General features: G+C 69.0%; 23 protein-coding genes and 1 pseudogene. 10 read left to right on the top strand and 14 right to left on the bottom strand.

The genetic code is table 11. The features are described 5' to 3' along the window. Nucleotides 1-74 precede the first annotated feature (74 nt). Both ACJH6H_RS13300 and ACJH6H_RS13295 read left to right on the top strand, forming a co-directional pair. Complete coding sequence (locus ACJH6H_RS13300; RefSeq protein WP_029118559.1) at nucleotides 75-764, top strand: YcnI family protein; 690 nt, start codon at nucleotides 75-77, stop codon at nucleotides 762-764. A 22-nt stretch (nucleotides 765-786) separates the two neighbouring features. Then, nucleotides 787-2,208, top strand: a complete 1,422-nt coding sequence (locus tag ACJH6H_RS13295) for a copper resistance CopC/CopD family protein (RefSeq protein WP_406775022.1) — start codon at nucleotides 787-789, stop codon at nucleotides 2,206-2,208. 6 nt (nucleotides 2,209-2,214) lie between these two features. Here the strand turns inward: ACJH6H_RS13295 and ACJH6H_RS13290 are convergent, their stop codons facing one another. Together ACJH6H_RS13290 and ACJH6H_RS13285 are read right to left on the bottom strand one after the other, a co-directional pair. Beyond that, nucleotides 2,215-2,709 (bottom strand): polyadenylate-specific 3'-exoribonuclease AS, encoded by a 495-nt coding sequence (locus ACJH6H_RS13290; RefSeq protein WP_064858738.1) that lies wholly within the window; start codon nucleotides 2,707-2,709, stop codon nucleotides 2,215-2,217. Continuing rightward, entirely contained in the window at nucleotides 2,710-3,576 is an 867-nt protein-coding gene (locus ACJH6H_RS13285; RefSeq protein WP_110767224.1) for a hypothetical protein, read from the bottom strand. A 90-nt stretch (nucleotides 3,577-3,666) separates the two neighbouring features. On the opposite strand from ACJH6H_RS13285, the gene ACJH6H_RS13280 reads away from it, so the two are divergent. Next, on the top strand, nucleotides 3,667-4,932 hold the full coding sequence (locus ACJH6H_RS13280; RefSeq protein ID WP_212812088.1) for a glycosyltransferase 87 family protein: 1,266 nt from the start codon (nucleotides 3,667-3,669) through the stop codon (nucleotides 4,930-4,932). A gap of 165 nt (nucleotides 4,933-5,097) precedes the next feature. Here the strand turns inward: ACJH6H_RS13280 and ACJH6H_RS13275 are convergent, their stop codons facing one another. The 5 genes from ACJH6H_RS13275 to ACJH6H_RS13255 all read right to left on the bottom strand — a co-directional run bounded on the left by ACJH6H_RS13275 (nucleotide 5,098) and on the right by ACJH6H_RS13255 (nucleotide 8,472). After that, complete coding sequence (locus tag ACJH6H_RS13275; RefSeq protein WP_020103590.1) at nucleotides 5,098-5,799, bottom strand: 1-acyl-sn-glycerol-3-phosphate acyltransferase; 702 nt, start codon at nucleotides 5,797-5,799, stop codon at nucleotides 5,098-5,100. 87 nt (nucleotides 5,800-5,886) lie between these two features. Further along, nucleotides 5,887-6,297, bottom strand: coding sequence for a hypothetical protein (locus ACJH6H_RS13270; RefSeq protein WP_212812089.1), 411 nt, complete (start codon nucleotides 6,295-6,297; stop codon nucleotides 5,887-5,889). Next, complete coding sequence (locus tag ACJH6H_RS13265) at nucleotides 6,294-7,547, bottom strand: ArsA family ATPase (RefSeq protein WP_212814876.1); 1,254 nt, start codon at nucleotides 7,545-7,547, stop codon at nucleotides 6,294-6,296. The genes ACJH6H_RS13270 and ACJH6H_RS13265 overlap by 4 nt, the downstream gene beginning before the upstream one ends. After that, complete coding sequence (locus ACJH6H_RS13260) at nucleotides 7,540-7,977, bottom strand: SRPBCC family protein (protein WP_020103587.1); 438 nt, start codon at nucleotides 7,975-7,977, stop codon at nucleotides 7,540-7,542. The genes ACJH6H_RS13265 and ACJH6H_RS13260 overlap by 8 nt, the downstream gene beginning before the upstream one ends. Nucleotides 7,978-8,082: 105 nt before the next feature. After that, nucleotides 8,083-8,472 (bottom strand): polyketide cyclase / dehydrase and lipid transport, encoded by a 390-nt coding sequence (locus tag ACJH6H_RS13255; RefSeq protein WP_212814877.1) that lies wholly within the window; start codon nucleotides 8,470-8,472, stop codon nucleotides 8,083-8,085. A gap of 120 nt (nucleotides 8,473-8,592) precedes the next feature. On the opposite strand from ACJH6H_RS13255, the gene ACJH6H_RS13250 reads away from it, so the two are divergent. After that, nucleotides 8,593-10,383, top strand: coding sequence for a long-chain fatty acid--CoA ligase (locus ACJH6H_RS13250; protein WP_212812091.1), 1,791 nt, complete (start codon nucleotides 8,593-8,595; stop codon nucleotides 10,381-10,383). A 17-nt stretch (nucleotides 10,384-10,400) separates the two neighbouring features. On the opposite strand, the gene ACJH6H_RS13245 is transcribed toward ACJH6H_RS13250, so the two are convergent. The 4 genes from ACJH6H_RS13245 to ACJH6H_RS13230 all read right to left on the bottom strand — a co-directional run bounded on the left by ACJH6H_RS13245 (nucleotide 10,401) and on the right by ACJH6H_RS13230 (nucleotide 13,948). Beyond that, nucleotides 10,401-11,537 carry a glycosyltransferase family 4 protein gene (locus ACJH6H_RS13245; RefSeq protein WP_212812092.1) on the bottom strand — a complete coding sequence of 379 codons (1,137 nt, stop codon included), beginning with the start codon at nucleotides 11,535-11,537 and terminating at the stop codon, nucleotides 10,401-10,403. 18 nt (nucleotides 11,538-11,555) lie between these two features. Continuing rightward, complete coding sequence (locus tag ACJH6H_RS13240) at nucleotides 11,556-12,233, bottom strand: peptidase (RefSeq protein ID WP_244872599.1); 678 nt, start codon at nucleotides 12,231-12,233, stop codon at nucleotides 11,556-11,558. A gap of 131 nt (nucleotides 12,234-12,364) precedes the next feature. Beyond that, nucleotides 12,365-13,528 carry a peptidoglycan hydrolase RipC gene (gene ripC / locus ACJH6H_RS13235; RefSeq protein WP_244872600.1) on the bottom strand — a complete coding sequence of 388 codons (1,164 nt, stop codon included), beginning with the start codon at nucleotides 13,526-13,528 and terminating at the stop codon, nucleotides 12,365-12,367. A 153-nt stretch (nucleotides 13,529-13,681) separates the two neighbouring features. Further along, nucleotides 13,682-13,948 carry a hypothetical protein gene (locus tag ACJH6H_RS13230; protein ID WP_244872601.1) on the bottom strand — a complete coding sequence of 89 codons (267 nt, stop codon included), beginning with the start codon at nucleotides 13,946-13,948 and terminating at the stop codon, nucleotides 13,682-13,684. A 68-nt stretch (nucleotides 13,949-14,016) separates the two neighbouring features. Between ACJH6H_RS13230 and ACJH6H_RS13225 the strand changes: the two are divergent. Further along, a pseudogene (locus ACJH6H_RS13225) lies at nucleotides 14,017-15,879 on the top strand (DEDD exonuclease domain-containing protein); the annotation flags it as partial. On the opposite strand, the gene trpD reads toward ACJH6H_RS13225, so the two are convergent. Next, the gene (trpD, locus tag ACJH6H_RS13220; RefSeq protein WP_406775021.1) at nucleotides 15,817-16,926 is read right to left on the bottom strand and encodes an anthranilate phosphoribosyltransferase; all 1,110 of its coding nucleotides are present in this window, start codon (nucleotides 16,924-16,926) and stop codon (nucleotides 15,817-15,819) included. The pseudogene ACJH6H_RS13225 and the gene trpD sit on opposite strands and share 63 nt — an antisense overlap. Nucleotides 16,927-16,977: 51 nt before the next feature. Here trpD and ACJH6H_RS13215 point away from each other — a divergent pair, with 51 nt between their 5' ends. Genes ACJH6H_RS13215 through ACJH6H_RS13200 form a run of 4 tightly spaced genes read left to right on the top strand, consistent with a single transcriptional unit; the run spans nucleotide 16,978 to nucleotide 21,231 of the window. Beyond that, the gene (locus tag ACJH6H_RS13215; protein ID WP_064985843.1) at nucleotides 16,978-17,589 is read left to right on the top strand and encodes a heme-copper oxidase subunit III; all 612 of its coding nucleotides are present in this window, start codon (nucleotides 16,978-16,980) and stop codon (nucleotides 17,587-17,589) included. Nucleotides 17,590-17,600: 11 nt separating this feature from the next. Continuing rightward, nucleotides 17,601-18,437: a cytochrome c gene (locus tag ACJH6H_RS13210; RefSeq protein ID WP_346414655.1), complete on the top strand. Its 837-nt coding sequence runs from the start codon at nucleotides 17,601-17,603 to the stop codon at nucleotides 18,435-18,437. Then, nucleotides 18,434-19,597: a ubiquinol-cytochrome c reductase iron-sulfur subunit gene (locus ACJH6H_RS13205; protein WP_064985845.1), complete on the top strand. Its 1,164-nt coding sequence runs from the start codon at nucleotides 18,434-18,436 to the stop codon at nucleotides 19,595-19,597. Before ACJH6H_RS13210 ends, ACJH6H_RS13205 begins: the two co-directional genes overlap by 4 nt. Then, on the top strand, nucleotides 19,594-21,231 hold the full coding sequence (locus ACJH6H_RS13200) for a cytochrome bc complex cytochrome b subunit (protein WP_212812097.1): 1,638 nt from the start codon (nucleotides 19,594-19,596) through the stop codon (nucleotides 21,229-21,231). The genes ACJH6H_RS13205 and ACJH6H_RS13200 overlap by 4 nt, the downstream gene beginning before the upstream one ends. 90 nt (nucleotides 21,232-21,321) lie before the next feature. Here the strand turns inward: ACJH6H_RS13200 and ACJH6H_RS13195 are convergent, their stop codons facing one another. Then, nucleotides 21,322-22,059 (bottom strand): hypothetical protein, encoded by a 738-nt coding sequence (locus ACJH6H_RS13195; RefSeq protein WP_212812098.1) that lies wholly within the window; start codon nucleotides 22,057-22,059, stop codon nucleotides 21,322-21,324. A gap of 55 nt (nucleotides 22,060-22,114) precedes the next feature. Here ACJH6H_RS13195 and ACJH6H_RS13190 point away from each other — a divergent pair, with 55 nt between their 5' ends. Next, the gene (locus tag ACJH6H_RS13190; RefSeq protein ID WP_212812099.1) at nucleotides 22,115-22,714 is read left to right on the top strand and encodes a TetR/AcrR family transcriptional regulator; all 600 of its coding nucleotides are present in this window, start codon (nucleotides 22,115-22,117) and stop codon (nucleotides 22,712-22,714) included. Here the strand turns inward: ACJH6H_RS13190 and ACJH6H_RS13185 are convergent. Beyond that, on the bottom strand, nucleotides 22,711-23,346 hold the full coding sequence (locus ACJH6H_RS13185) for a DUF2561 family protein (protein WP_244872602.1): 636 nt from the start codon (nucleotides 23,344-23,346) through the stop codon (nucleotides 22,711-22,713). The two genes, ACJH6H_RS13190 and ACJH6H_RS13185, sit on opposite strands and share 4 nt — an antisense overlap. Nucleotides 23,347-23,367 lie beyond the last annotated feature (21 nt).

Here is a 23,367-nt window from a genome sequence, read left to right as displayed (position 1 = left end):
CGACCCACCCGGGTCACAGCCAAACGTAACGCTCAGCAATACGAAGTAACTGCAACTACAAACTTAAGGACAACATGCCCAAGCTGATCCAGACCCTCGCCGCCGTCACCGCGACGACGGCCTGCGCCGTCGCGCTCGCCGCACCGGCCGCCGCCCACGTCAAGGTGACCGGCGACGCCACCCAGGGTGGCTGGGGCGTGCTGAACTTCCGCGTGCCGACCGAGTCGGACACCGCGTCCACCACCGGCCTGCTCGTCGTGCTGCCCGACGACCAGCCGATCATCTCGGTCAGCACGCAGCAGAAGGCCGGCTGGACGGCGACCATCACCAAGAAGAAGCTGCCCGCTCCGCAGAAGGACGACGACGGCGCCGAGGTCACCGAGTACGTCTCGTCGGTCGAGTGGAAGGCCACCGCGCCGGACGCGCCCATTCCGCCGCATCAGTTCAACGTCTTCGCCATCTCGGCCGGCCCGCTGCCCAAGGTCAACACGCTGACGCTTCCCGCGGTCCAGACCTACAGCGACGGCAAGACCGTCAACTGGAACGAGAAGGCCAACCCGGGCCAGCCCGAGCCCGAGCACCCGGCGCCGGCCCTGCACCTCAAGCCTGCCGGCGGCGGGGACCACGACCGGCCCGCGGCCGCGGCTCCGGCGGCTGCGGCGCCGACGTGGCCGGGCCTGACGGCGCTGGCCGTGTCGGTGGTCGCGTTGCTGGTGGCGATCGCTAGCCTGGCAGCCTCCCGACGAAAGACGAGTCACGACTAGAAAACTCAGACCGGTCGCGGCGCTGCTCGCGGCGCTGCTCGCGCTCCTGCTGCCGGTTCCCCTCGCACACGCGCACGCCGTCCTGGTCTCCAGCGATCCGGTGGACGGCGCCACCCTGCCCGCCGCGCCGAGCCGGGTCACCTTGAGCTTCGATGAGCCGGTTCGCCTGATTCCCGGTGCGGTTCAGGTGATTTCGAACTCCGGCGCGCGGGTCGACCGTGAGGTGCGGCAGCGGTCGGGCAACACCGCCGTGGAACTGGACCTGCCGCCGGACCTGCCGCGCGGCAGCTACACCGCGACGTGGCGGCTGATGTCGGCCGACGGGCACGAGGTGTCCGGGTCGGTGAGTTTCGGTGTGCAGCAGGCGCCGGACGCGCCGCCGGAGGTTCGTCCGGTCGCGTCGTCGTCGGTAGCGTCGGATGTCGCTCGCGGTCTGACGTATGCCGGCCTGGTGCTGTGTGTCGGTGTGCTCGCGGCGGCCCGGCTGGTGTGGACGTGGGCGCTCGCCCTGCGTCGCACCCGCATCCTGGCCGGCATCGGCTGGCTGCTGCTGGCCGCCGCGACCGTCATCAACGCCGTCACCACCGGCCCCGATATCCAGCTCTACGTGCAGGCGGCCCTGCTCGTACTGCTGGCGGCGACCACCCGCGCCGGCACCGCGCTGTTCGTCGTGATCGCGACGGCACTCGCGGCCGGTGTCGCCGCGTCCGGGCACGCCTCGGCCGGCCCGGACCCCTGGCTCGCCACCACCGTCACCACCGTCCACCTGTTGGCCATGGCGCTGTGGCTGGGCGGGCTGGCCGTGCTGACACTGGTGGTCCTGCCCGCCCGGCGCAGCGACGAGCTGCAGCGGTGGTCCCGGGTGGCGTTCGGCTGCGTCGCGGCGGTCCTGCTCACCGGCGAGTATCAGGCCTGGCGGCAGGTGTCGCCGATCGAGTCACTGTGGTCGACCGGCTACGGAATGGCCTTGTGCGCCAAGGTTTTCCTGGTGACGCTCATGGCCGCCCTGGCCTACCTGGGCCGGCGCCGGCTCACCCCGGAGCGGCTGCGCCGAACCGTACCGTGGGAGACCGTGCTCGCGGTGCTGGTCTTGATCATGACCACGGTGCTCACCGGCGAGCCGCCCGCCCGCACCACGTACGGCCCCGCGTTCACCGCCACCGCCGCACTCGATGAGGGTCGGCAGGCACAGGTGCATCTGGACACCACGCGGCACGGCGCCATCCCGATCGACGTCGCGGTGCCCGGCGCCACCGGGCTCCGGGGCGCTCTGTCGAGCGCCGAGATCGCCTCTCTGCCGGTGCGTTTCACGGCGGGTCCCGACGGTCACTGGCACAGCACGTATGCCACCGCGCCGCGGCCGGGACTGTGGACGCTGCAGCTGACGGTCCAGTTCGGCCCGAACGACGCCGCCGTCACCAGCGTGCCGTTCCGGGCCTGGTGACCTGAGCTACCGGGGCGCCGTCATCATCTCGGCGATCAGTCGGTAGCGGTGCAGGTTGTGCCGGGCGTCCACCAGCGCGTCGTGGGAATCGCGCGGCCGCGGTGGCATCCGCGGGCTGCCGCAGTCCTCCCAGAACTGCCGCAGTTCGCGGGTGAAGCGCGGCATCGCCGGCGGCAGGTCGGCCATCGGGCCCCACAGCTGGCACAGCACGACGTGGTCGTACGCGCCGACCCAGGCCCACAGTTCGATCGGCTCGTCACCGTCGATGTTGAAGAAGTCCTCGAGCTCGGACCGAATCTGCCGCCGCGACCGCCACACCTGCGACGACGGTGACGGCAGCTTCGGCAGCACGTTCTTGCGCACCCAGGAGCCGGCCCGGTCGGGGTCGAACTCCGAGGAGACGGCGTAGTACTCGCGCCCGTCCTCGGCGGCCACACCGATCGAGATCAGGTCGATGGTGCGACCGTCGTCGATGAACTCGGTGTCGTAAAAAAACTTCATTCAGGCAACCTCGGTCGGCGTTCGGTCCGGCGGCGCGGGTGCCGCGTGGATCTCGCGGTCGAGCTGTTGGTCCACGTCCGCGTCGTCGGGAAACTTTGGCATACCGGCGATCGCATCCTGTAACCACAGCTTCGCCCGCACCACCGGCCGGCGCAGCCACCGCTCGCGTTCCAGCGCTTTGTGCATCTTGCGCGGCCGGCTCGTGTACCTCCAGCGGGCCCACGGCGCGTGCGGTCGCGACAGCCGGATTGCGCCGATGACCAGCAGCGGTGTGATGAACATCCCAATCAGACCGGTCCACACCTTGCCCTTGAGCAGCACGATGACGGCCATGGCGAGCGTGATGAGGGCCAGCGCGACGACCATGACGCGGGCCGCCACGTCCTGGTCGTCACGCCAGACGGTGATGTCGAAGAACGACAGCGGGTTGAACCCCAGGATCAGCAGGCCGGCCACCGCGATGGCGACGAAGACCGCGTCGACCGAGGTGCGGCCGTCCTCGGCCCAATACACGTCGGACAGGTGCAGGATCAGCGCGAACTCGTCCAGGACCAGGGCCGCACCGATACCGAAAAAGATTGCCGCCACGGTGAATTCGGGGACGCCGCCGTCGACCGCCAGCGTCACCATCGTCACGCCCGACACCATCACCAGCACCACGCCGATCACCGCGTGATGGATGTGCAGGCCGCCGTGCCCGATGTTGCGCGGCTGCCACCACTTGCGCGGCGCCGGGTTGTCGGCGTGGGCCCGGATATACCGGACCACGGTGCGGGTGACGAAAAACGTCAGGATGAACGCAATCAGGCACCACAACAGTGGCAGCCGCCCACTCGATACGAACTCCGTAGGTAAGGGCGACCGCACGGGCAGAAACTTACGCCCGTGCATGCGTGTCACTGCCCCGCAGGGCGTCGACGCGCCGGTCCCCCCGATAGGCTGTCCGGCGAGATGCGTATGGGAACTTGGTCGTGGCCCTCCTCCGGTCAACGGCTGGCCTGGCTGCTGTTGCAGTTGCTGGCCATGTTGACGTTGGTATGGGGCGCCTGGCGGCTGCTGGGTCATACGCCGTACCGGATCGACATCGACGTGTACCGCATGGGCGGCCGCGCCTGGCTGAACAACACGCCGCTGTACAGCGAGAGCACCATCTTCCGCACCGAGGCCGGCATCGACCTGCCGTTCACCTACCCGCCGCTGGCCGCGATCATGTTCGCGCCGTTCGCCTGGCTCCCCCTGCCCGCGGCAAGCGTGGCCATCACGGTGACGACGTTCGTGTTGTTGCTGGTGTCCATCGTGATCGTGCTGACCCGGCTGGATGTCTGGCCGCAGTCGCGGCTCGGCGGATCGGCCCTGGCCCGCCGCTGCTGGCTTGCCGTCGCCATCGTCGGGCCGGCCGTGCTGTTCCTCGAACCGGTGCGGTCCAACTTCAACTTCGGTCAGATCAACGTCGTCCTCATGACGCTGGTGATCGCCGACTGCGTCCCCCGCCGTACGCCGTGGCCGCGCGGCGTCCTGCTCGGCGTGGCGATCGCCCTCAAGCTGACCCCGGCCGTCTTCCTGCTGTACTTCCTGCTGCGCCGCGATTTCCGCGCGCTGCTCACCACGGTGGCGTCGTCGGTCGTGGTCACGCTTGTCGCGTTCGCGCTGGCCTGGGGCGACTCGTGGGAGTACTGGACCAAGACGGTCCGCAACACCGACCGCATCGGCACCGCGACGCTGAACACCAACCAGAACATCTCCGGCACGCTGGCGCGGTTCGGGATGTCGGCGACGCCGCGATTCGTGCTCTGGGTGCTGCTGTGCTTCGCGGTGCTGGCGCTGACGGTGTGGGCGGCCCATCGGGTGCTCCGCGCGGGACAGCCGGTGCTGGCTCTCATGTGCGTGGCGATGTTCGGCCTGGTGGTGTCGCCGGTGTCGTGGTCGCATCACTGGGTGTGGGCCCTGCCGACCATGGTGACCATCACCGTGATCGCCTACCGCGAACGCAGTGCCACGCTCGCCGCGGTGAGCGCGCTCGGCGCGTTCCTGCTGATCTTCACGCCGATCCGGCTGCTGCCCGAGCACCACGAGGTCGACGCGACGGTGTGGCGTCAGGTGATCGGCAGCTCGTACGTGTGGTGGGCGCTGGCCGTCATCGCCGCGGCGGGCACCATCACCGGCCGCGGCACGCCGTCAGCCGACGCGGCCGAGCACGTCGCACCGGTCTCGGCGACGAACTGACCGCGCCGGGGGCCCGGCCGGCGCGACGGTGACGACACGGCGGTCCGAGAGCCGATTTTCCGCCACCGCGTCACGTTGGCGACGCGGCGTGCCGGCCCACGAAATCACGTAAGCCGAGGACTGCCGTTTGGTGACGGCAATCCTCGGCTCAGCGTTGTGGCGTGTTCAGCCGGCTTTGATCGCGGGCGGCGGTGTCTTGCCCTCTTTGACGTCGGCCGCGTAGAGGTCGACGTACTCCTGGCCGGACAGCCGCATCAGCTCGTACATGACCTCGTCGATGACGGCGCGCTCGATGAAGCGGTTACCGGCCAGGCCCTCGAAGCGGCGGAAGTCCATCGGCTTGCCGAACTTCACCTCGACGCGCGCGAAGTGCCACATCTTGCTTCCCGGCGGGTTCACGACGTCGGTATTGATCATGGCGACGGGAATGACGGGGATGCCGGTCTCGAGTGCGATGCGGGCCAGGCCGGTCTTGCCCTTGTAGAGCTTGCCGTCGGGCGAGCGCGTGCCCTCGGGGTACATGCCGAGCAGCTTGCCCTGGTCGAGGATCTTGGCGGCGGCGGCCAGTGCGTCGGCCGCGGAATCGGCGTTGGTGCGGTCGATCGGCACCTGGCCGGTCGACGAGTAGAAGAACTTGATCAGCTTGCCCTTGATGCCGGTACCGGTGAAGTACTCGGCCTTGGCCAGGAAGAAGATCCGGCGGCGCAGGACCAGCGGCAGATAGAAGCTGTCGACGACGGCCAGGTGGTTACTGGCCAGCAGAACGGGCCCCTCGTCGGGAACGTATTCCAGCCCCGTCACTTTCGGACGGCCCAGCAGGCGCAGCAACGGGCCCATCAAGATGTACTTGTAGAACCAGAAGAACATCGAACCTCCCGCTGAGGGCCCCCGGACGGTGCCCCCGACAACTTTACCCACCGACTGTCGGCCCGACCACAGCCCGCAGCGGACTGGTCATTCCTCCACAGATACCGGAATGGACTGGTATCGACCCGGCCCTGGTGGGCCGTCCGGATCGTCGGCCTGGCGGTGCCTGCCGCCCGGACCGGACGGGTCCGTCGGCGGCTCGGGGTGCGGGCCGACGGGCCCCTTGTCGGCGAGCGCGGCGCGCACCGCGTCGAGAAAAGTCGTGCTGTGTTCGGCAATGGCCGTCAGCATCGGGTGCTGTTCGTCGTTGGCCAGGGCGACCAGTGCGCACACCGGGCACCACACCTGGTTGCAGTCGCTCGGGTTCTCGCCGTCGGCGAGCATGGCCACGGACAGGCGGACGACGGGGTCGATCTTGTCGAGAAGCGCCTGGGCCAGCAGCCGCAGGTCCACCGGTAGGTCGCCCAGAGCGTCTGCCCCGAAATCGGTGTGCGTCACTTGGGCCACACCTCCGGGTCAGGGCGAAAACGGACGGTCAGTTCACAGCCGCGCAACGACGCGCCGATGACGATGCAGCGGCGCAGGACTGATGCCAACGGGACCCGGCGCCGTGTGCCACCCGAGCCGATGATCAGGTCGTCGTCGACGCGGCCCAGCGTCAGAGACCCCGGGTCGATTTGCGGCAATTCTATCCGCAGCCGGTAGACGGCATCCAATCCTGAGCCCGATTCGCGGTCGACGATGGGGCGCGGCGGCGCGGGCGGCGCGGCGCCGTGCCGCAGCCGTGACGCCTCGAGCAGTTCCCCCAGCGCCTTCGGCCCGATGGGTTCGCCGGCCAGGTGCGGCACCAGCACCAGGCGCACATCACCGACGGCGGCATCCAGGTCGCTGAGCATGCTGCGCTGCTCGGCGATGCGCTCGGCGTACCAGTCGAAGGCGGGGTGCGCGGGCAGGTTCACGTACTCGTACGAATCGTCTTGGATCAGAACCTGATTCACGATCAGCTCCGAGACGTGCACGCCCATCAGGGTGAGCGACGCCAGCGTCCGCACCGCTTCGGCCACCACCACCCGTTCCGGGGTGAGCACCAGGTGCGCGGTGACGTCCGGCTGGTCGAGCAACTCCCCCAGCGCCTCGGTGGCGGCGGCGAGTCGCTCGACGAGCGTGACCATGGCGACGGTCTTGGCGTCGGCCAGACCGACCGACAGGCGCCGGTGCCGCGGCCAGGCCTTCTCCAGGTACAGGGCGAACGCGGCGGGCAGCGTCAGCATCCGCATCGCGTCGGCCGTCGAGGCGCAGTCGACGATCACGTGGTCCCAGTTGCCCGACGCCGCCAGCTCGGCGACCTCGTGCAGACCCAGCACCTCCTGAATCCCGGGTAGCGCCGAAAGTTCCTCCGGTGCAACGTCTCCCACATCGGAGTCCGGGAACCGGGCGACCAGCACCGCGGCCACCTCACGCCACCTGGCCTCGAGCAGCGCCAGGGTGTCGAGCGCCAGGGCATCGAGCACGACGCCGGCGCCGTCGTCGACGGGCACCTGCGTGGGCGTCCGGAGTCCGGTCGGCGGGACGTCCGCGCCGAGCACGTCACCCGTGGAGTGGGCCTGGTCCGTCGACACGATGAGGACCCGCTGCCCGGCGCGGGCATCACGCACCGCGGTGGCCGTGGCCACCGTCGACTTGCCTACTCCACCCTTACCGACGAACAGACTGATCCTGGCACGCCCAGCAGGGTCCGCGTCACTCAGACTCGACTCGCTTCTTGAGGTCCTTGAGCGCCGTGTCGGTCAGGCGGCGCTCTGCCTTGCGTTTGAGCAATCCGATCATCGGAATCATCAGATCGACCGACAGTTCGTAGGTCACCTCGGTGCCAGAACCCTTGGGCGACAACCGGTATGTGCCTTCGAGCGCCTTGAGCAGGGTGCTGGACACCAGGGACCAGCTCACCGACTTGCGGTCGGCGGGCCACTGGTACGTGAACACCATGGTGTCCTTGAGGACCGTGGCGTCGAGGACCATCCGGGCGGTCTTCGGGTAGCCGTCGGCGTAGACGTCCAGGACCTCGGTCTCCGGGTACTCGGCGACCCAGTCGGGATATGAGCCGATGTCGGCGATGACGTCCATCACGGTCGCCGGGTCGGCGTCGATGTAGATGGTCTGCGCAGTCTTGTCAGCCACGTGTCCACTTCCCGAGTTGACGATGCCGGCGCGGGCGTCGTGCGCCCGTCTGCCGAGTTCTCAATGTACCGCCAGCGCCCGGCCCTGGCCGGGCGATGCCGGGGCTCAGGCCAACCGGGATACGCCCACCGGGCGCGACCGCTCGAGATCGGTCTTGATCTCGAAAGCCATGTTCTTGCCGGCCACCCGGCGACGATGGTTGAGGTCCGCCAGGTTCAGCTCGGCCAGCGCGGCACCGGACACGCCCGTCGGCTCGGCGTGCAGGAAGTAGTGCAGCACGACGCCGTCCATGACGGTCTCCAGCCACACCTCCATGGTCCCGGTCAGTGCACCGGTGACGGTCCACCGCTGCCCCGCCGGACCGCGGTCTTCGACGACCGTCAGCTTGAGGTCCGGCCACCAGCGCCGCCAGCTGCTCTGGTTCGCCACGGCGGCACCGACAGCGGCTGGGTCGGCGCACACGAAGGTCTCGTCGGCGATCTGGATGCTGTTCATCCCGACCAGCTTCACATACGCCTCCACAGTGTGATGAAGCACCCGACTACGCTGAGCACGGCATTGCTGTCACGGCACTGCTGCCAGTACTGCTTTGCTCTGACCCGAAAGGCCACATCCGTGCGTGAGTTCAGCGTTCCCGCATCGTTCACCATCGGCGAATACGACAACGTCGTCGCCCCGGTGTACTCCCTCGAGCGCGATGACCCCAAACACGTAGCCATCCAGCGCCTGGTCGGAGACACCTGGACCGACGTCACCAGTGCCGACGTCGCCGCCCAGGTCCGGGCCACCGCCCTCGGCCTGATCGCCAAGGGCGTCAAGCCCGGCGACCGCGTGGTGCTGCTGTCGGCGACCCGCTACGAGTGGCCGATCATCGACTTCGCGATCCTGTCGATCGGCGCGGTGACGGTGCCCATCTACGAGACCTCCGCCGCCGATCAGATCCGGCACGTGCTGGCCGACTCCGGCGCCGTGCTGGCGTTCGCCGAGGCCGACGCCCACGCCGCCAAGATCGAGTCCATCCGGTCGGAGGTGCCCGCGCTCGGTGAGGTGCTGGTCATCGACGGCGGCGCCCTCGACCAGCTGGCCACCGCCGGCGCCGGCGTCGACCGCGCCGAGCTGGACGCCCGCCTGGCCGGCATCAAGTCGAGCGATCCGGCCACCCTGATCTACACCTCCGGCACCACGGGCCGCCCCAAGGGCTGCCAGCTGACCCACGCCAACCTCCTGTCGGAGCTGCGCGGCGTCAAGGCCTGCTTCCCCGACCTGCTCGCCAAGGGTCAGAAGCTGCTGGTGTTCCTGCCGCTGGCGCACGTGCTGGCCCGCGCCGTCGCGGTGGCCGGCTTCAGCAACCAGGTGACCCTCGGCTTCACCAGCGACATCAAGAACCTGGTGCCGATCCTCGGGGTGTTCAAGCCGACGCTCGTGGTGTCGGTGCCGCGCGTGTTCGAGAAGGTCTACAACACCGCCGAGCAGAACGCCCGCAACGACGGCAAGGGCAAGATCTTCCAGATCGCCGCGGACACGGCCATCGAATGGAGCAAGGCGCAGGACACCCCCGGCGGCCCGGGCCTGCTGCTCAACCTGAAGCACACGGTGTTCGACAAGCTGGTCTACGGCAAGCTCAAGGCCGCGCTCGGCGGCAACTGCGTCGGCGCCATCTCCGGCGGCGCCCCGCTCGGCGCCCGGCTGGGCCACTTCTACCGCGGCGTCGGCGTCACCATCTACGAGGGCTACGGCCTGACCGAGTCCAGCGCCGCCATCACCGTCAACCGGGTCGGCGAGTTGAAGGTCGGCACGGTCGGCAAGCTGGTGCCCGGCAACAGCATGCGGATCGCCGAGGACGGCGAGCTGTTGCTGTCCGGCGGCGTGGTGTTCAGCGGCTACTGGAACAACCCGACCGCCACCGACGAGGCGTTCACTGACGAGTGGTTCCACACCGGTGACCTCGGCGCCATCGACGACGACGGCTACCTGTCGATCGTCGGGCGCAAGAAGGAGATCATCGTGACCGCGGGCGGCAAGAACGTCGCCCCGGCCCCGCTGGAAGACGTCATGCGGGCGCACCCGCTGATCAGCCAGGCCATGTGCGTGGGTGACCAGGAGCCGTTCATCGCCGCCCTCATCACCATCGATCCCGAGGCGTTCGAGGGCTGGAAGCAGCGCAACAACAAGGACGCCGGCGCATCGGTGGGCGATCTGGCCGAGGACGCGGCGCTGGTCGCCGAGATCCAGAAGGCCGTCGACGACGCCAACCAGACGGTGTCGAAGGCCGAGGCCATCCGGAAGTTCCGGATTCTGCCGGTCGACTTCACCGAGGACACCGGCGAGCTGACGCCGACGCTGAAGGTCAAACGCAAGGTCGTCGCCGAGAAGTTCGCGGCCGAGATCGCGGCGCTCTACAGCTGAGCAGCGCTACAAGAGCGCTACAACAGCTCGGATAGCCGCTCGCCCTTGAGCTTCCACTGCCAGTTGTCGACGACGAACTGACGGCCGGCGGCGCCCATCGCGGCGGCCAGGTCGGGGTTGGCCAGGACGTCGGTGATGGCCGCGGCGATGTCTTCGACGTCGCGGCCGTCGACCACATGGCCGGTCTTGCCTTCCACGACGGTTTCCGGTGCGCCGCCGGAGTCACCGGCGACCACCGGCACGCCGCACGCCGAGGCCTCGAGGAAGACGATGCCCAGGCCTTCGACATCGAGCCCGTTGCCCCGGGTCCGGCACGGCATGGCGAAGACGTCGGCCATCGCGTGGTGGGCCGGCAACTCGTCGCCGGGCACGCCGCCGGTGAACACCACGTGGTCGGTGACGTCGTAGCGGCGCGCGAGCTTCTGCAGATCGTCGCGGTACGGCCCGTTGCCGACGATGACCAGCGCGGCACCGTCGATCCGTTGCCGGATGACGGGCAGCGCCCGGATCAGCATGTCCTGTCCCTTGCGCGGCACCAGACGGGACAGGCAGACGATCACCGGCCGCTGCCCCAGCCCGTACCGGGCCCGCAGCTCGGCGCGGGCCACCTCATCGGGGACGAAGCGGTCGACGTCGACGCCGGGTGACAGGTATTCCAGCGCCGCGTCCGGCCCGAACGCCGCGGCGAACCGGTTCCGCGTGTAGTGGCTGACGAAGGTCACCACGTCGGTGTTGTTTCCGATGTGCCGCAACGCGTTTCGCGCGACGGGCAGCATCGACCACCCCACCTCGTGCCCGTGCGTGCTGGCCACCACCCGGGTCGCCCCGGCATCGCGGGCCAGCGGCGCCAGCAGCGCCAGCGGCGCGGCCGCACCGAACCACACGGTGTCGATGTCGTGCTCGGCGATGAGGCGGCGCATCCGCAGCGCGACGGTCGGCTCGGGCACCATCAACGTCGTCGGGTGGCGGACCACCTCGTACCCGGCGGCCGCGGCGGCCTTGTCGTATTCCGGCGCGCCCTTCCATTTCGGGGCGTACACCGTCAGCTCGTGCGACCCGCGGACGAGCAGCTCGCCGACCAGACTCTCCAGATACGACTGGATGCCACCGCGGCGGGGCGGAAAATCGTTGGTCAACAGCAGCACCCGAGACATCGCGGTCAGGCTATCGCGTCAGCCCCGGGCCGCGAGCCACCGCTGCCACGCAGCGGTCAACGCGTCGCGATCCGTGCCGAGGGTGGCGGTCAGCGCGGTGTCGAGGTCGGGATGCCCGGCGCCGCACGCCGCCAGATACAGCCGGCGCAGGACCGGATCGCCGAACTGCGCGCCGACGAACCGGGCGAACCACCAGGCGCGGTCGTAGGCCAGCGACAGCGCCGGTCCGGCCACCTGGAAGTCGGCGTTGGTGGGCAGCACCGCCATGCCGGCCGGCGCCGGTCGCGGGGTGCGCGGGCGGCTGACGTAGTCGGCGACGCCCTCGGTCAGGCACCAGGGCGCGTCGGCTGCCGTGACGGGCCGGGAGGCGTAGTGAAAAAGCTCGTGGCGCAACACGATTCGCAGCGCGCCGGGCCCCATCGCGGCGGCGCCGGGCGCGAACACGATGCGGTCGACGGTGGTGGCCGCGGCGAATTCTTCCTTCCCGCCGGCCAGTGCCCGGAACTCCTCGTCGGTGCCGGTGGTCACGATGGTGATCTGACGGCGCCAGTCGGCACCCCAGAATGCGGTGACCGCGGCGGCCGCGCCGTCGAGTTCGGCGGTGATGCGCCCCGGCAGCGTCGACCCGGGATCGAGGACCAGCAGTTCAGCGGTCCGGCCATCGGCCAGCCGGATGGTGGTCGGCGCCGTCGGCATCGGTGGCGCCGTCGGTGGCACGGACGGTGGTGCGGCGGCCGGCACGTCAGCCGCATGGCCGCGGCTCAGCACGAATGCGGCCGCAGCCGACTCTGCGGCGAGAAGGCCGAGAACTACGCGACGGGAGACGCTCAGTAGCGACGCACGTTGTAGATCGGCGCGTTGTCGACCGGCGCCACCCGCACGGGCACACCGAACGTCGAGGCGTGGACCATCATGCCGTCGCCGATGTAGATGCCCACGTGCGAGGCGTCGGAGTAGTAGCTCACGACGTCACCGGGCTGCATCTGGTCGCGCGACACCGGCTGTCCGCCGGCGGCCTGCGCGTAGCTCGAGTGCGGCAGCGAGATGCCGGCCTGCTGGAACGCCCACATCACGAGACCTGAGCAGTCGAACTGGCCGGGACCCGCGGCACCCCAGACATAGGGGTCGCCGATGCGGGTCAGCGCGGCCTGCACCGCGATGGCGCCGGCAGCAGTGCCGCTGCCATCCGACGGGGCGGGCAGACCCTCGACGGGCGGGTTGGGGCCGGCGGCGTTGATGGACGGATCCTGGCCCGGGGCCGGCGGCACCGCGTCCGGGTTCGGCGGGAGGCCGTCCGGGGCCGGGGCGGGCGGCGCAGCGGCCGGAGCCGGCGGAAGGGCGGCCAGCGCCTGCCGCTGGCTCGGCGTCAGCGCGGTGTAGCGGGACTTGACGATGGCGATCTGCACCTGCAGCTTGCTTTGCTTCGACTGCAGATCCGCACGCACGGCGGCAGCCTGCTCGGCCGCGGTCTTGGCTTCGGACGCCAGCTTGGCCGAGTCGGCCTCGGCCTTGGTGGCGGAGTCGGAGGCGCTGTGGAAGTTGGCCATCTGCACGGCCATCTCGCCGGCCATCACGCGCTGGACCGAGAGCTGGTCGATCAGCCCCTGCGGGGAATCGGCGGTGAGGATGGCGTCGATGCCGTCGGTGCGGCCACCCATGTACTGCGCTGCAGCAATCTTGTCGACCGAGTCCTGGTAGGTAGCCAGGTCGTTCTTGGCGACCTCCGCGGCGGCGGCCGCAGCCTCGTGCTTGCTGTCGGCGGCCTTGGCAGCAGCCAGCTTCTTGTCCAGATCGAGCTGCGCGGCGTGCATGGCCTCAGTGGTCTGCTCAGCCTGGCGCGAGAGCTCGTTGAGCTTTGCTACGGCGTCGTCCGCCGGATCGGCCTGGACGTTGCCCGCAAAGGCACTACCAAGTATGGTGAGCCCCGCGATCGCACCGGCTACTGGTCGTTTAAGACCGCAAATGGTGCGGTGCGTGCGGTGGAGACTCAAGATTTCGCGTCCTTCAACTGCGGGTTCGAGCCGCTTCGAACTCAGTGAGGTCTCGAATAGGTTACGAAACGGCATCGGCGTTGTCCAACGGGAATGGCCAATCTATCAGCCCGTCCCCCGATCCCGTTAACCAGCATCACAATGTGAGGGTCGTCACGCTACGCCCGTAGTGCTTGACTTTGTCTCGTTTTGAGTACCCACCCCTCCCTTGGGTCGGCCGATCGGAACCAACCGCAGCCGCGGCGCCATGCCGGCATCGGCGAGCACCTCGAGCGCGCGGCGCTCGTCGTCCAGCAGTGTCTCGGGCACGCCCAGCAAAACACTGACCACGCAGTCACCGCAGCCGGGACCGCGCACCGCGCAGTCGTCGCAGTCGATCTTGACCGGCCCGTTGTCGAACTTCATCTCTGACTCCTTCATCGGTTGAGGCGCACGCTAGCGACGTCCACCGACAAAAAAGTGCGGGTGATCAGCAACCGGATAACGGAATGACATCGATGGGATTTCTTGTCGGTGCCGGCCCCTACTGTCACGTCATGGGCTCCGGCAGCGCCACCGACCAGTTGGCTTTCGACCTCGACGAGGCGTTGCTGCGCGACACCACATTCGTGGTGGTCGACCTGGAGACCACCGGTGGCCGCGCCCGGGCGGACGACACCGGAGGCGGCTGGGACGCCATCACCGAGATCGGCGCGGTCAAGGTGCGCGGCGGCGAGATCATCGGCGAACTGGCCACCCTGATCGACCCGGGTCGCGCCATCCCGCCGCAGATCGTGCAGCTGACCGGCATCACCACGGCCATGGTCTGCGACGCCCCGCGCATCGAATCGGTGCTGCCCACATTCCTGGAGTTCTGCCGCGGCGCGGTCCTGGTCGCCCACAACGCGGGCTTCGACATCGGATTCCTGCGGGCCGCGGCCGAGCGGGCGCAGCTGCCCTGGCCCAACCCGCCGGTGTTGTGCACCGTCAAGCTGGCCCGCCGGGTCCTCACGCGCGACGAGGCGCCGAGTGTTCGGCTCTCGGAGCTGGCCCGGTTGTTCCGCGCCACCACCACACCCACACACCGCGCCCTCGACGACGCCCGCGCCACCGTCGACGTCCTGCACGGACTGCTCGAGCGCATCGGCAATCAGGGCGTGCACACCGTGGCCGAGCTGCGCGGCTATCTCCCGGACGTCACCAGGGCACAGCGCCGCAACCGCAAGCTCGCCGACGCACTGCCCAACTCCCCCGGCGTCTATCTGTTCCGCGGACCGTCCGAGGAGGTGCTGTACGTGGGCACCGCGGTCGATCTGCGCCGCCGGGTGCGGCAGTACTTCACCGGCGCCGACCCCCGCGCCCGTATGAAAGAGATGGCGTCCCTTGCCATTCGCGTCGACCACGTCGAGTGCGCGCACGAGCTGGAGGCCGGGGTGCGCGAACTGCGGCTGCTCGCCGCGCACGCGCCGCCCTACAACCGGCGTTCGAAGGCACCGCACAAGTGGTGGTGGGCGGTGCTCACCGACGAGGCCTTCCCCCGGTTCAGCGTGGTGCGCGCACCGCGACACGACCGGGCGGTCGGCCCGTTCCGGGCCCATGCCGACGCCGTCGACGCCGCGCTGCTGCTGGCGCGCTTCACGGGCGTGCGGACCTGTACGACGCGGCTGGCGCGCGCCGCCCAACACGGCCCGCAGTGTCCGGAGCGGGAACTGTCGCCATGTCCGGCGCCCCGCGGCATCACCGCCGGCGCCTACGCCGAATTCGCCGACCGGGCCGCGGAAAACATTGCCGGCGTTGACGATTCCGCGCTCTGCGCGGCAGTGAAACACATCGACGAGCTGGCGGCCGAGGGCCGTTTCGAGAGCGCGGCGCGGCTCCGGGACCACGCCGCAACCGTCATCGACGGACTGTGGCGCGGCCAGCGCCTGCGCGCCCTGACGGCGCTCCCCGAACTCGTGGCCGCCCGGCCCGACGGCGCCGGCGGCTGGCATCTCGTCGTGGTCCGGTACGGCCAGTTGGCAGCCGCAGGCAATGCGCCGCGGCGAGTCCCCCCGATGCCCGTCGTCGACGCGATATCCGCTGCGGCACAGGTGATCCTGACATCGGAGCGGCCACTGGGCGGCGCGCCCGTCGAGGAGGTCGCACTGATCGTGCGCTGGCTCGCCGCGCCCGGTGTGCGCATCGTGCGCACCGATTCCGGCGCCGGGCCGGAGGTCGGCTACTGCTCGCCGATCACCGCCGCGGGCCGGTGGGCCGAGTGGGCCGCCACCGCCCGGTCGGCCCGGGCGGCAGCGCAGCAGGCAGAGCGGTCAGACCTTCTGGGTGAACCGAGCCCACCGCGCGAGCAGCTGCTCGGCCGCACCCGAATCGATCGCCTCGGTGGCTCGGGCCAGGCCCCGCTCCCACGCCGGCACCCACTGGGCGTCGCTGGATAGCCCGGCATGAGCCACCATGGCCCCTGCGGCGTTGAGCACCACGGCATCCCGGACCGGACCCTTCTGGCCCGCGAACACCGCCCGCACCGACTCCGCGTTGGCCTTGGCGTCACCGCCGCGCAACTCGCTCAGGTCGGCCCGCGCGAAACCGAATGCCTTCGGGTCCAACGTCAGCCGCTCGACGGTGCCCGCCTGCACCCGCCAGATGGTGCTCGTCGTCGTGGTGGTCAGCTCGTCGAGCCCGTCGTCGCCGTGCACGACCAGGACGCTGGAGCCGCGCGCGGCGAACACGCCGGCCATCACCTCGGCCAGCTCTGCCCACGCGCAGCCGATCAGGCCGGCGCGCGGCATGGCCGGATTCGTCAGCGGCCCCAGGAGATTGAAGACCGTCGGCACCCCGATCTCCCGGCGTACGGACGACGCGTGCCGGTACGACTGATGGAACTGCGGGGCGAAGGCGAAGCCGATCCCCACCTCGGCGACCGAGCGGGCCACGTCGCCCGGCGACAGGTCGATCCGGACGCCCAGCGCCTCCAGGGTGTCCGCACCGCCCGACAACGACGACGCCGCGCGGTTCCCGTGTTTGATCACCGGCACCCCGCACGCGGCGACGACGATCGACGCCATCGTGGAGAGGTTGACGGTGTTGGAGCCGTCCCCACCGGTCCCCACGATGTCGACCACATCGCTGCCGATCGCGGCGAGCGCGTCGGCGGGCACTTTTCGGGCGTGTCGCAACATCACATCGGCGAGCTCGGACACCTCCGCGGAGGTGGGTCGCTTCATCTTCATCGCAATGGCGAATGCAGCGATCTGCGCCGGCGTGGCGGTACCCGTCATGACCTGGTCCATTGCCCACCCCGCCTGACCCGCGGCAAGGTTCTGGCCGGTGGTCAGCCGGCCCAGGATCTGGGGCCACAACGGCCCGTCGGTGGTCGGTTCCTGATGAGGATCGGTGGTTGGCACGGACCCGATTATGGCCAATGTCGGCACCCGGGTGGAGTTCAACAACTACAAAGCGTCATACTTACCGCTGTGACGAGCGCTGTAGGTACCTCCGGAACCGCGATCACGTCGCGGGTGCATTCGCTGAACCGGCCGAATATGGTCAGTGTCGGCACCATTGTGTGGCTTTCCAGTGAGCTGATGTTCTTTGCTGGACTGTTCGCAATGTATTTCACCGCGCGCGCCCAGGCAGGCGGCGTATGGCCGCCTCCCCCCACGCACCTGAACCTGGCCGAGGCCGTTCCGGTGACGTTGGTGCTGATCGCGTCGTCGTTCACCTGCCAGATGGGCGTGTTCGCCGCCGAGCGCGGTGACGTCTTCGGCCTGCGCCGGTGGTACGTCATCACGTTGCTGATGGGCGCGTTCTTCGTCGGTGGCCAGGCGTTCGAGTACTTCATGCTCGTCGAAGAGGGCACCACGATTCCGAGCAGTGCCTACGGGTCTGTGTTCTACCTGGCGACCGGTTTCCACGGTCTGCACGTCATCGGTGGTCTGGTCGCATTCGTGTACCTGCTGGCCCGCACGAAGATGAGCAAGTTCACGCCGGCCCAGGCCACCGCTGCCATCGTCGTGTCCTACTACTGGCACTTCGTCGACATCGTGTGGATCGCCCTGTTCGCCACCATCTACTTCGTTCGCTGATCGGCTCGCCGATGCTTCCTATGAGAAGGGGTTCGATGACCAGCAAGTCCCGTCGCCGGCTACACCGGCGCCTCTCGGCAGCGATGCTGCTGCTGCTCGGACTTCTAGTCGCTGGTGGCCTGGCGGCCACCCTGACTCCGCGGCCTCAGGTCGCGAAGGCAGACGAGTCGCAGCTGGCTCTGCTGCGCACCGGCAAGCAGTTGTTCGAAACGTCGTGCGTCTCCTGCCACGGCGCCAACCTGCAGGGTGTGACCGACCGCGGCCCGAGCCTCATCGGTGTCGGCGACGCGGCCGTCTACTTCCAGGTGTCCACCGGCCGCATGCCCGCCATGCGCGGTGAGGCGCAGGCGCCCCGTAAGGACGCGGCGTTCGACGAGCACCAGATCGACGCCCTCGGTGCCTACATCCAGGCCAACGGCGGCGGACCTCAGGTCCCGCGTGACGCCAACGGTCAGATCAACCAGCACTCGTTCATCGGTGAGAACGTCGCCCGTGGTGGCGACCTGTTCCGTCTGAACTGCGCGTCGTGCCACAACTTCACCGGCAAGGGCGGCGCGCTGTCGTCGGGCAAGTACGCGCCTGACCTCGGCAAGGCCGCCGAAGTGCCGGCGCAGGTGTACACCGCCATGCTCACCGGCCCGCAGAACATGCCCAAGTTCTCGGATCGTCAGCTGACCCCGGAGGAGAAGCGCGACATCGTCGCCTACGTCCACGAGTCGGCGAACGCCCGCAGCCAGGGCGGCTACGGCCTCGGTGGCTTCGGCCCCGCGCCCGAGGGCATGGCGATGTGGATTATCGGGATGGTCGCCGTGATCGGCGCGGCTATGTGGATCGGAGCTCGCGCATGAGCGAGAACGTGAACATTCCCAGTGACGACGAACTGCGCGAGATGTCGCGCGAGGAGCTCGTCGAACTGGGCGGGAAGATCGACGGCGTCACGACCGTCTTCAAGGAGCCGCGCTGGCCCGTCGAGGGCACCAAGGCGGAGAAGCGCGCCGAGCGTCAGGTCGCGGCCTGGCTGCTGCTCGGCGGCCTGTCCGGCCTGGCCCTGCTGCTGGTGTTCCTGTTCTGGCCGTGGGAGTACAAGCCGTTCGAGTCCGAGGGCGAGTTCATCTACTCGCTGGCGACCCCGCTGTACGGCCTGACCTTCGGCCTGTCGATCCTGGCGATCGGCATCGGTGCGGTGCTCTTCCAGAAGAAGTTCATCCCCGAGGAAATCTCGATCCAGGACCGCCACGACGGCGCCTCCCCCGAGGTCCACCGCGCCACCGTCGCGGCCAACCTGACCGACGCGCTCGAGGGCTCGACCCTCAAGCGCCGCAAGCTGATCGGCCTGTCGCTCGGCGTCGGCCTGGGCGCGTTCGGCCTGGGCACCGCGGTCGCCTTCATCGGCGGTCTGATCAAGAACCCGTGGAAGCCGGTCGTCCCGACCGCCGAGGGCAAGAAGGCCGTCCTGTGGACGTCCGGCTGGACCCCGCGTTTCCACGGCGAGACCATCTACCTGGCTCGGGCCACCGGCCTGCCGGGCGAGTCCCCCTTCGTGAAGATGCGCCCCGAGGACATCGACGCGGGCGGCATGGAGACGGTGTTCCCGTGGCGTGAGTCCGACGGCGACGGCACCACCCTCGAGTCGCACGAGAAGCTGTCGGAGATCGCACTCGGTGTGCGCAACCCGGTGATGCTCATCCGCATCAAGCCCGAGGACCTGTCCCGCGTGGTCAAGCGCAAGGGCCAGGAGAGCTTCAACTTCGGTGACTTCTTCGCGTACACCAAGGTGTGCTCGCACCTGGGCTGCCCCTCGTCGCTGTACGAGCAGCAGACCTACCGCATCCTGTGCCCCTGCCATCAGTCGCAGTTCGACGCGCTGCACTTCGCGCGGCCGATCTTCGGTCCGGCGGCCCGCGCCCTGGCGCAGCTGCCGATCACGATTGACAAAGAGGGCTACCTGGTCGCCAACGGCGACTTCATCGAACCCGTCGGACCGGCATTCTGGGAGCGCAAATCATGAGTCCCAAGCTCGCTGACATCGCTGCCGCACAAGGCGATGCGATCGACTCGCGGTACCACCCGTCGGCCGCCGTACGCCGGCAGCTGAACAAGGTCTTCCCGACGCACTGGTCCTTCATGCTCGGTGAGATCGCGCTGTACAGCTTCCTCGTGCTGCTGCTCACCGGCGTGTACCTGACGCTGTTCTTCGACCCGTCGATGACCGAGGTCATCTACAACGGCGTCTACCAGCCGCTGCGTGGCGTCCAGATGTCGCGCGCCTACGAATCGGCCCTCGAAATCTCCTTCGAGGTCCGCGGTGGCCTGTTCGTCCGCCAGATTCACCACTGGGCCGCGCTGATGTTCGCCGCGTCGATCATGGTCCACCTGGCCCGCATCTTCTTCACCGGTGCGTTCCGCCGCCCGCGTGAGGCCAACTGGATGATCGGCTCGGTGCTGCTGATCCTCGCGATGTTCGAGGGCTACTTCGGCTACTCGCTGCCCGACGACCTGCTCTCGGGTATCGGTCTGCGCGCCGCGCTGTCGTCGATCACCCTGGGCATCCCGGTCATCGGCACCTGGATGCACTGGGCCCTGTTCGGTGGCGACTTCCCGGGCAACATCATCATCCCGCGGATGTACGCCCTGCACATCCTGCTGATCCCGGGCATCATCCTGGCCCTCATCGGCGCTCACGTGGCGCTGGTGTGGTTCCAGAAGCACACCCAGTTCCCCGGCCCCGGCCGCACCGAGAAGAACGTCGTCGGCGTGCGCGTCATGCCGGTGTTCGCGATCAAGGGTGGCGCGTTCTTCGCCATGGTCACCGGCATCCTGGGCATCATGGGTGGTCTGCTGCAGATCAACCCGATCTGGGAGCTGGGCCCCTACAAGCCCTCGCAGGTGTCCGCCGGTAGCCAGCCCGACTTCTACATGATGTGGACCGAAGGCCTGGCGCGTATCTGGCCGGCCTGGGAGTTCTACCCGTTCGGCCACACCATCCCGGCCGTCATGGGTGTCGCCGTGATCATGGGTCTGGTGTTCGGTCTGCTGATCGCCTGGCCGTTCCTGGAGAAGAAGTTCACCGGCGACGATGCGCACCACAACCTGCTGCAGCGTCCGCGTGACGTGCCGGTCCGCACCGCCATCGGTGCCATGGCCATCGCGTTCTACATGGTGCTGACCCTGGCCGCGATGAACGACATCATCGCGCTCAAGTTCGACATCTCCCTGAACGCCACCACCTGGATCGGCCGCATCGGCATGGTCGTCCTGCCCGCAGTGGTCTACTACCTGACCTACCGCTGGTGTGTCGGCCTGCAGCGCAGCGACCGCGCCGTCCTCGAGCACGGTATCGAGACCGGCATCATCAAGCGACTGCCGCACGGCGCCTACGTCGAACTGCACCAGCCCCTGGGACCGGTCGACGACCACGGCCACCCGATCCCGCTGGAGTACCAGGGTGCCGCACTGCCCAAGCGCATGAACAAGCTCGGCTCTGCCGGCTCGCCCGGTACCGGCAGCTTCCTGTTCGCCGACTCCGCCGTCGAGCAGGCTGCCCTGGCCGACGCCGAACACGCCGCCGAGCACAAGGCACTCACCGCCCTCAAGGAATACCAGGACGAGATTTCGCCCAACGGTTCCAACGGGCATCACTAGTTCGATCTACGGTTTCGGCCCGGTCTGGTTTTTCACCAGACCGGGCCGAAGTCGTTTTCGGGTCCACTCCCCTACCCCGGTGACCCACGCCTATCCGGTTGCCGCGAACGCCGCCTCGATCCAGTTGCTGAACTCGCACGCCAGGTGCCAGCGATGCTGTGCGATCAGGTACGGCGCGGTGAGCCAAGGGAATTCGACGCACAGCCGGGCATGGAAGCCGCCCGCTTCGTCGCGGAATTCATGCCGGACGCCGCCGATCGCCAAGCCGCCCTCGGTACGCGCGACCCCCGCCGCCTCGACGGGGAACGCGGGGTCACGGGGCGTCACGAGCGGTGACGTGTCGTCGTAGTCGACGAAGAACCGCGTCGCCAATGGACTTCCGCCGGTCGTCTCGATGACCTCCTGCCGGCCGTCCGGGGCGGTGTCGATGAGGAAGTGGTCGGGGTTGGCGGCGATCATGCTGCGCGCGTAGTCGGCTCGGCCGTCGTCGGTGAACCAGTCCACGAACGCGCGGGCGCTGCCGCCGGTCACGTACAGGTCGCACACACTCGTCGCACGACGTCCGAACGACAACCGCGTCGTACCACGGGCCACCACGCCGGCCGCCCGGATGTCACGCGCCAAGCGACAACGGATGTCGTCGGCGCCCAGAGCCAGTTTGGCGTCGGCGAAAGCTGTTCGCTGCCGGGCGATATCCCCGGCGGGCACCGGCAGACCGATCTTGCCGGCGGCCTTCGGCAGGCGCCTGGCCTCCCAGGCGAGCACCTCGTCGCGAGCTACCGCACGCCCCCCGATCACGGCGTCGATGGTGAGCGTCTGGTCCGGCATGCGAACACCTCCTACACTAAAAGCATCTGTAGTTGCTTTTATATGATGGAGTGCGATGCCCAGTCAAGACTCCGCAGTCCCCCGGCCGCGACCAGGTGGCCGGTCCGCGCGTGTTGTTGCCGCCGTCCACGCGGCGACCCTCGAACTCCTGACCGAGATCGGGTACGACAACCTGCAACTGTCCGATGTGGCCAAGCGGGCGCAGGTGAACAAGACGACCGTCTACCGCCGGTGGCCGACGAAGGCCGCCCTGGTCGCCGACCTGCTGGCGCGCTTCACGGAGAGCAATGTCGCGACGCCGGACACCGGGTCACTGCAGGCAGACCTCGAGCAGCTGCTCTCGGACATCGTCACCGCACTGTCCGACCGGGCCATCCGCGCCGTCCTCTACGCCGCGCTGACGGGCGCCGACGACAGCGACGACGTGCGAACCACGCAGACCAGGTTCTGGGAGGAACGCTTCCGGCGCAGCGGCGCTGTCGTCGACCGCGCGATCACCCGCGGCGAAATCCCGCCGGGCACCGACCCGCGCGCGGTGCTGGAGATGGCTGCGGGTCCGGTCTATTTCCGCGCACTCTTCACCGCGGACGCGATCACGCCCGACCACCTGAGTGAGACCGCGCGGCGCACCATCCGTGCGTTCGCGGAACGCTAAGCCGCGCGGGCGTCCTCGGCCGACGCCTCCAACACGGCGTGCAGGCTGCGCAGGCAGTACCACGGAATGGCCACCATGGCAGCCGTGATGATCAGGGCCAGGCCGTACAGGATCCAGGCCAACTCGTCGTGGCGGTCGGCCAGCATGTACGCGCCCAGGAAGACGAACAGTGTCGCGCCACCCATGGCCGCGGCGATCCCGAGCGTGCAGCGCAGCCACAGCTGATCCACCGCCGCCACCGGAAAGCCCAGCATGCTCGTCGCCGGCGACGCCGAGTAGCGGCGCACGACCGGATCGTCGAAGGAGCGCAGGGCACTCTGCGGGAGCTCACCGGCGGGACGACGGTCGTCGGCCTCGGACGGCCCGCCGCCGAGCAGCGGCAGCGGCGCTGCCCCACCGCGACGGGCGCGCAACAACAGCGGAATGGCGCCCACGATCACCGCCGCGGATACCGCGATGACCGAGTACAGCAGCCACGGCGTGTGCGACGACCCGGCACCCGACGGGTGCCGGGTGCCGAGGTCGACCATCGCGACGACGGCGGCCACGCCGGCGCCCAGGGCCGCGAGCCACACGGCCACCGAGCCGCCGAGCAGAAGACGGTCCAACTGGTCGGGGCTACCGCCGGTCACTCGCGACCGGGTTGAAGTCTC

Origin of the sequence: Mycobacterium sp. SMC-21 (genome assembly GCF_045310825.1) — a bacterium.
Classification (GTDB): Bacteria; Actinomycetota; Actinomycetes; order Mycobacteriales; family Mycobacteriaceae; genus Mycobacterium.
The sequence above is the reverse complement of the archived record's forward strand: the minus strand, read 5'-3'. Positions and strand labels throughout refer to the sequence as shown.

Excerpts from the sequence above, each read along its gene's own strand:
- ACJH6H_RS13290 (WP_064858738.1), bottom strand. The coding sequence starts at position 2,709 with ATGAAGTTTTTTTACGACACCGAGTTCATCGACGACGGTCGCACCATC.
- ACJH6H_RS13245 (WP_212812092.1), bottom strand. The coding sequence starts at position 11,537 with ATGTCTCGGGTGCTGCTGTTGACCAACGATTTTCCGCCCCGCCGCGGT.
- ACJH6H_RS13275 (WP_020103590.1), bottom strand. The coding sequence starts at position 5,799 with ATGTTCTTCTGGTTCTACAAGTACATCTTGATGGGCCCGTTGCTGCGC.
- ACJH6H_RS13205 (WP_064985845.1), top strand. The coding sequence starts at position 18,434 with ATGAGCGAGAACGTGAACATTCCCAGTGACGACGAACTGCGCGAGATG.
- ACJH6H_RS13240 (WP_244872599.1), bottom strand. The coding sequence starts at position 12,233 with ATGCCGACGGCGCCGACCACCATCCGGCTGGCCGATGGCCGGACCGCT.
- ACJH6H_RS13200 (WP_212812097.1), top strand. The coding sequence starts at position 19,594 with ATGAGTCCCAAGCTCGCTGACATCGCTGCCGCACAAGGCGATGCGATC.
- ACJH6H_RS13210 (WP_346414655.1), top strand. The coding sequence starts at position 17,601 with ATGCTTCCTATGAGAAGGGGTTCGATGACCAGCAAGTCCCGTCGCCGG.
- ACJH6H_RS13230 (WP_244872601.1), bottom strand. The coding sequence starts at position 13,948 with ATGAAGGAGTCAGAGATGAAGTTCGACAACGGGCCGGTCAAGATCGAC.
- ACJH6H_RS13300 (WP_029118559.1), top strand. The coding sequence starts at position 75 with ATGCCCAAGCTGATCCAGACCCTCGCCGCCGTCACCGCGACGACGGCC.
- ACJH6H_RS13195 (WP_212812098.1), bottom strand. The coding sequence starts at position 22,059 with ATGCCGGACCAGACGCTCACCATCGACGCCGTGATCGGGGGGCGTGCG.
- ACJH6H_RS13190 (WP_212812099.1), top strand. The coding sequence starts at position 22,115 with ATGCCCAGTCAAGACTCCGCAGTCCCCCGGCCGCGACCAGGTGGCCGG.
- ACJH6H_RS13280 (WP_212812088.1), top strand. The coding sequence starts at position 3,667 with ATGGGAACTTGGTCGTGGCCCTCCTCCGGTCAACGGCTGGCCTGGCTG.
- ACJH6H_RS13255 (WP_212814877.1), bottom strand. The coding sequence starts at position 8,472 with ATGAACAGCATCCAGATCGCCGACGAGACCTTCGTGTGCGCCGACCCA.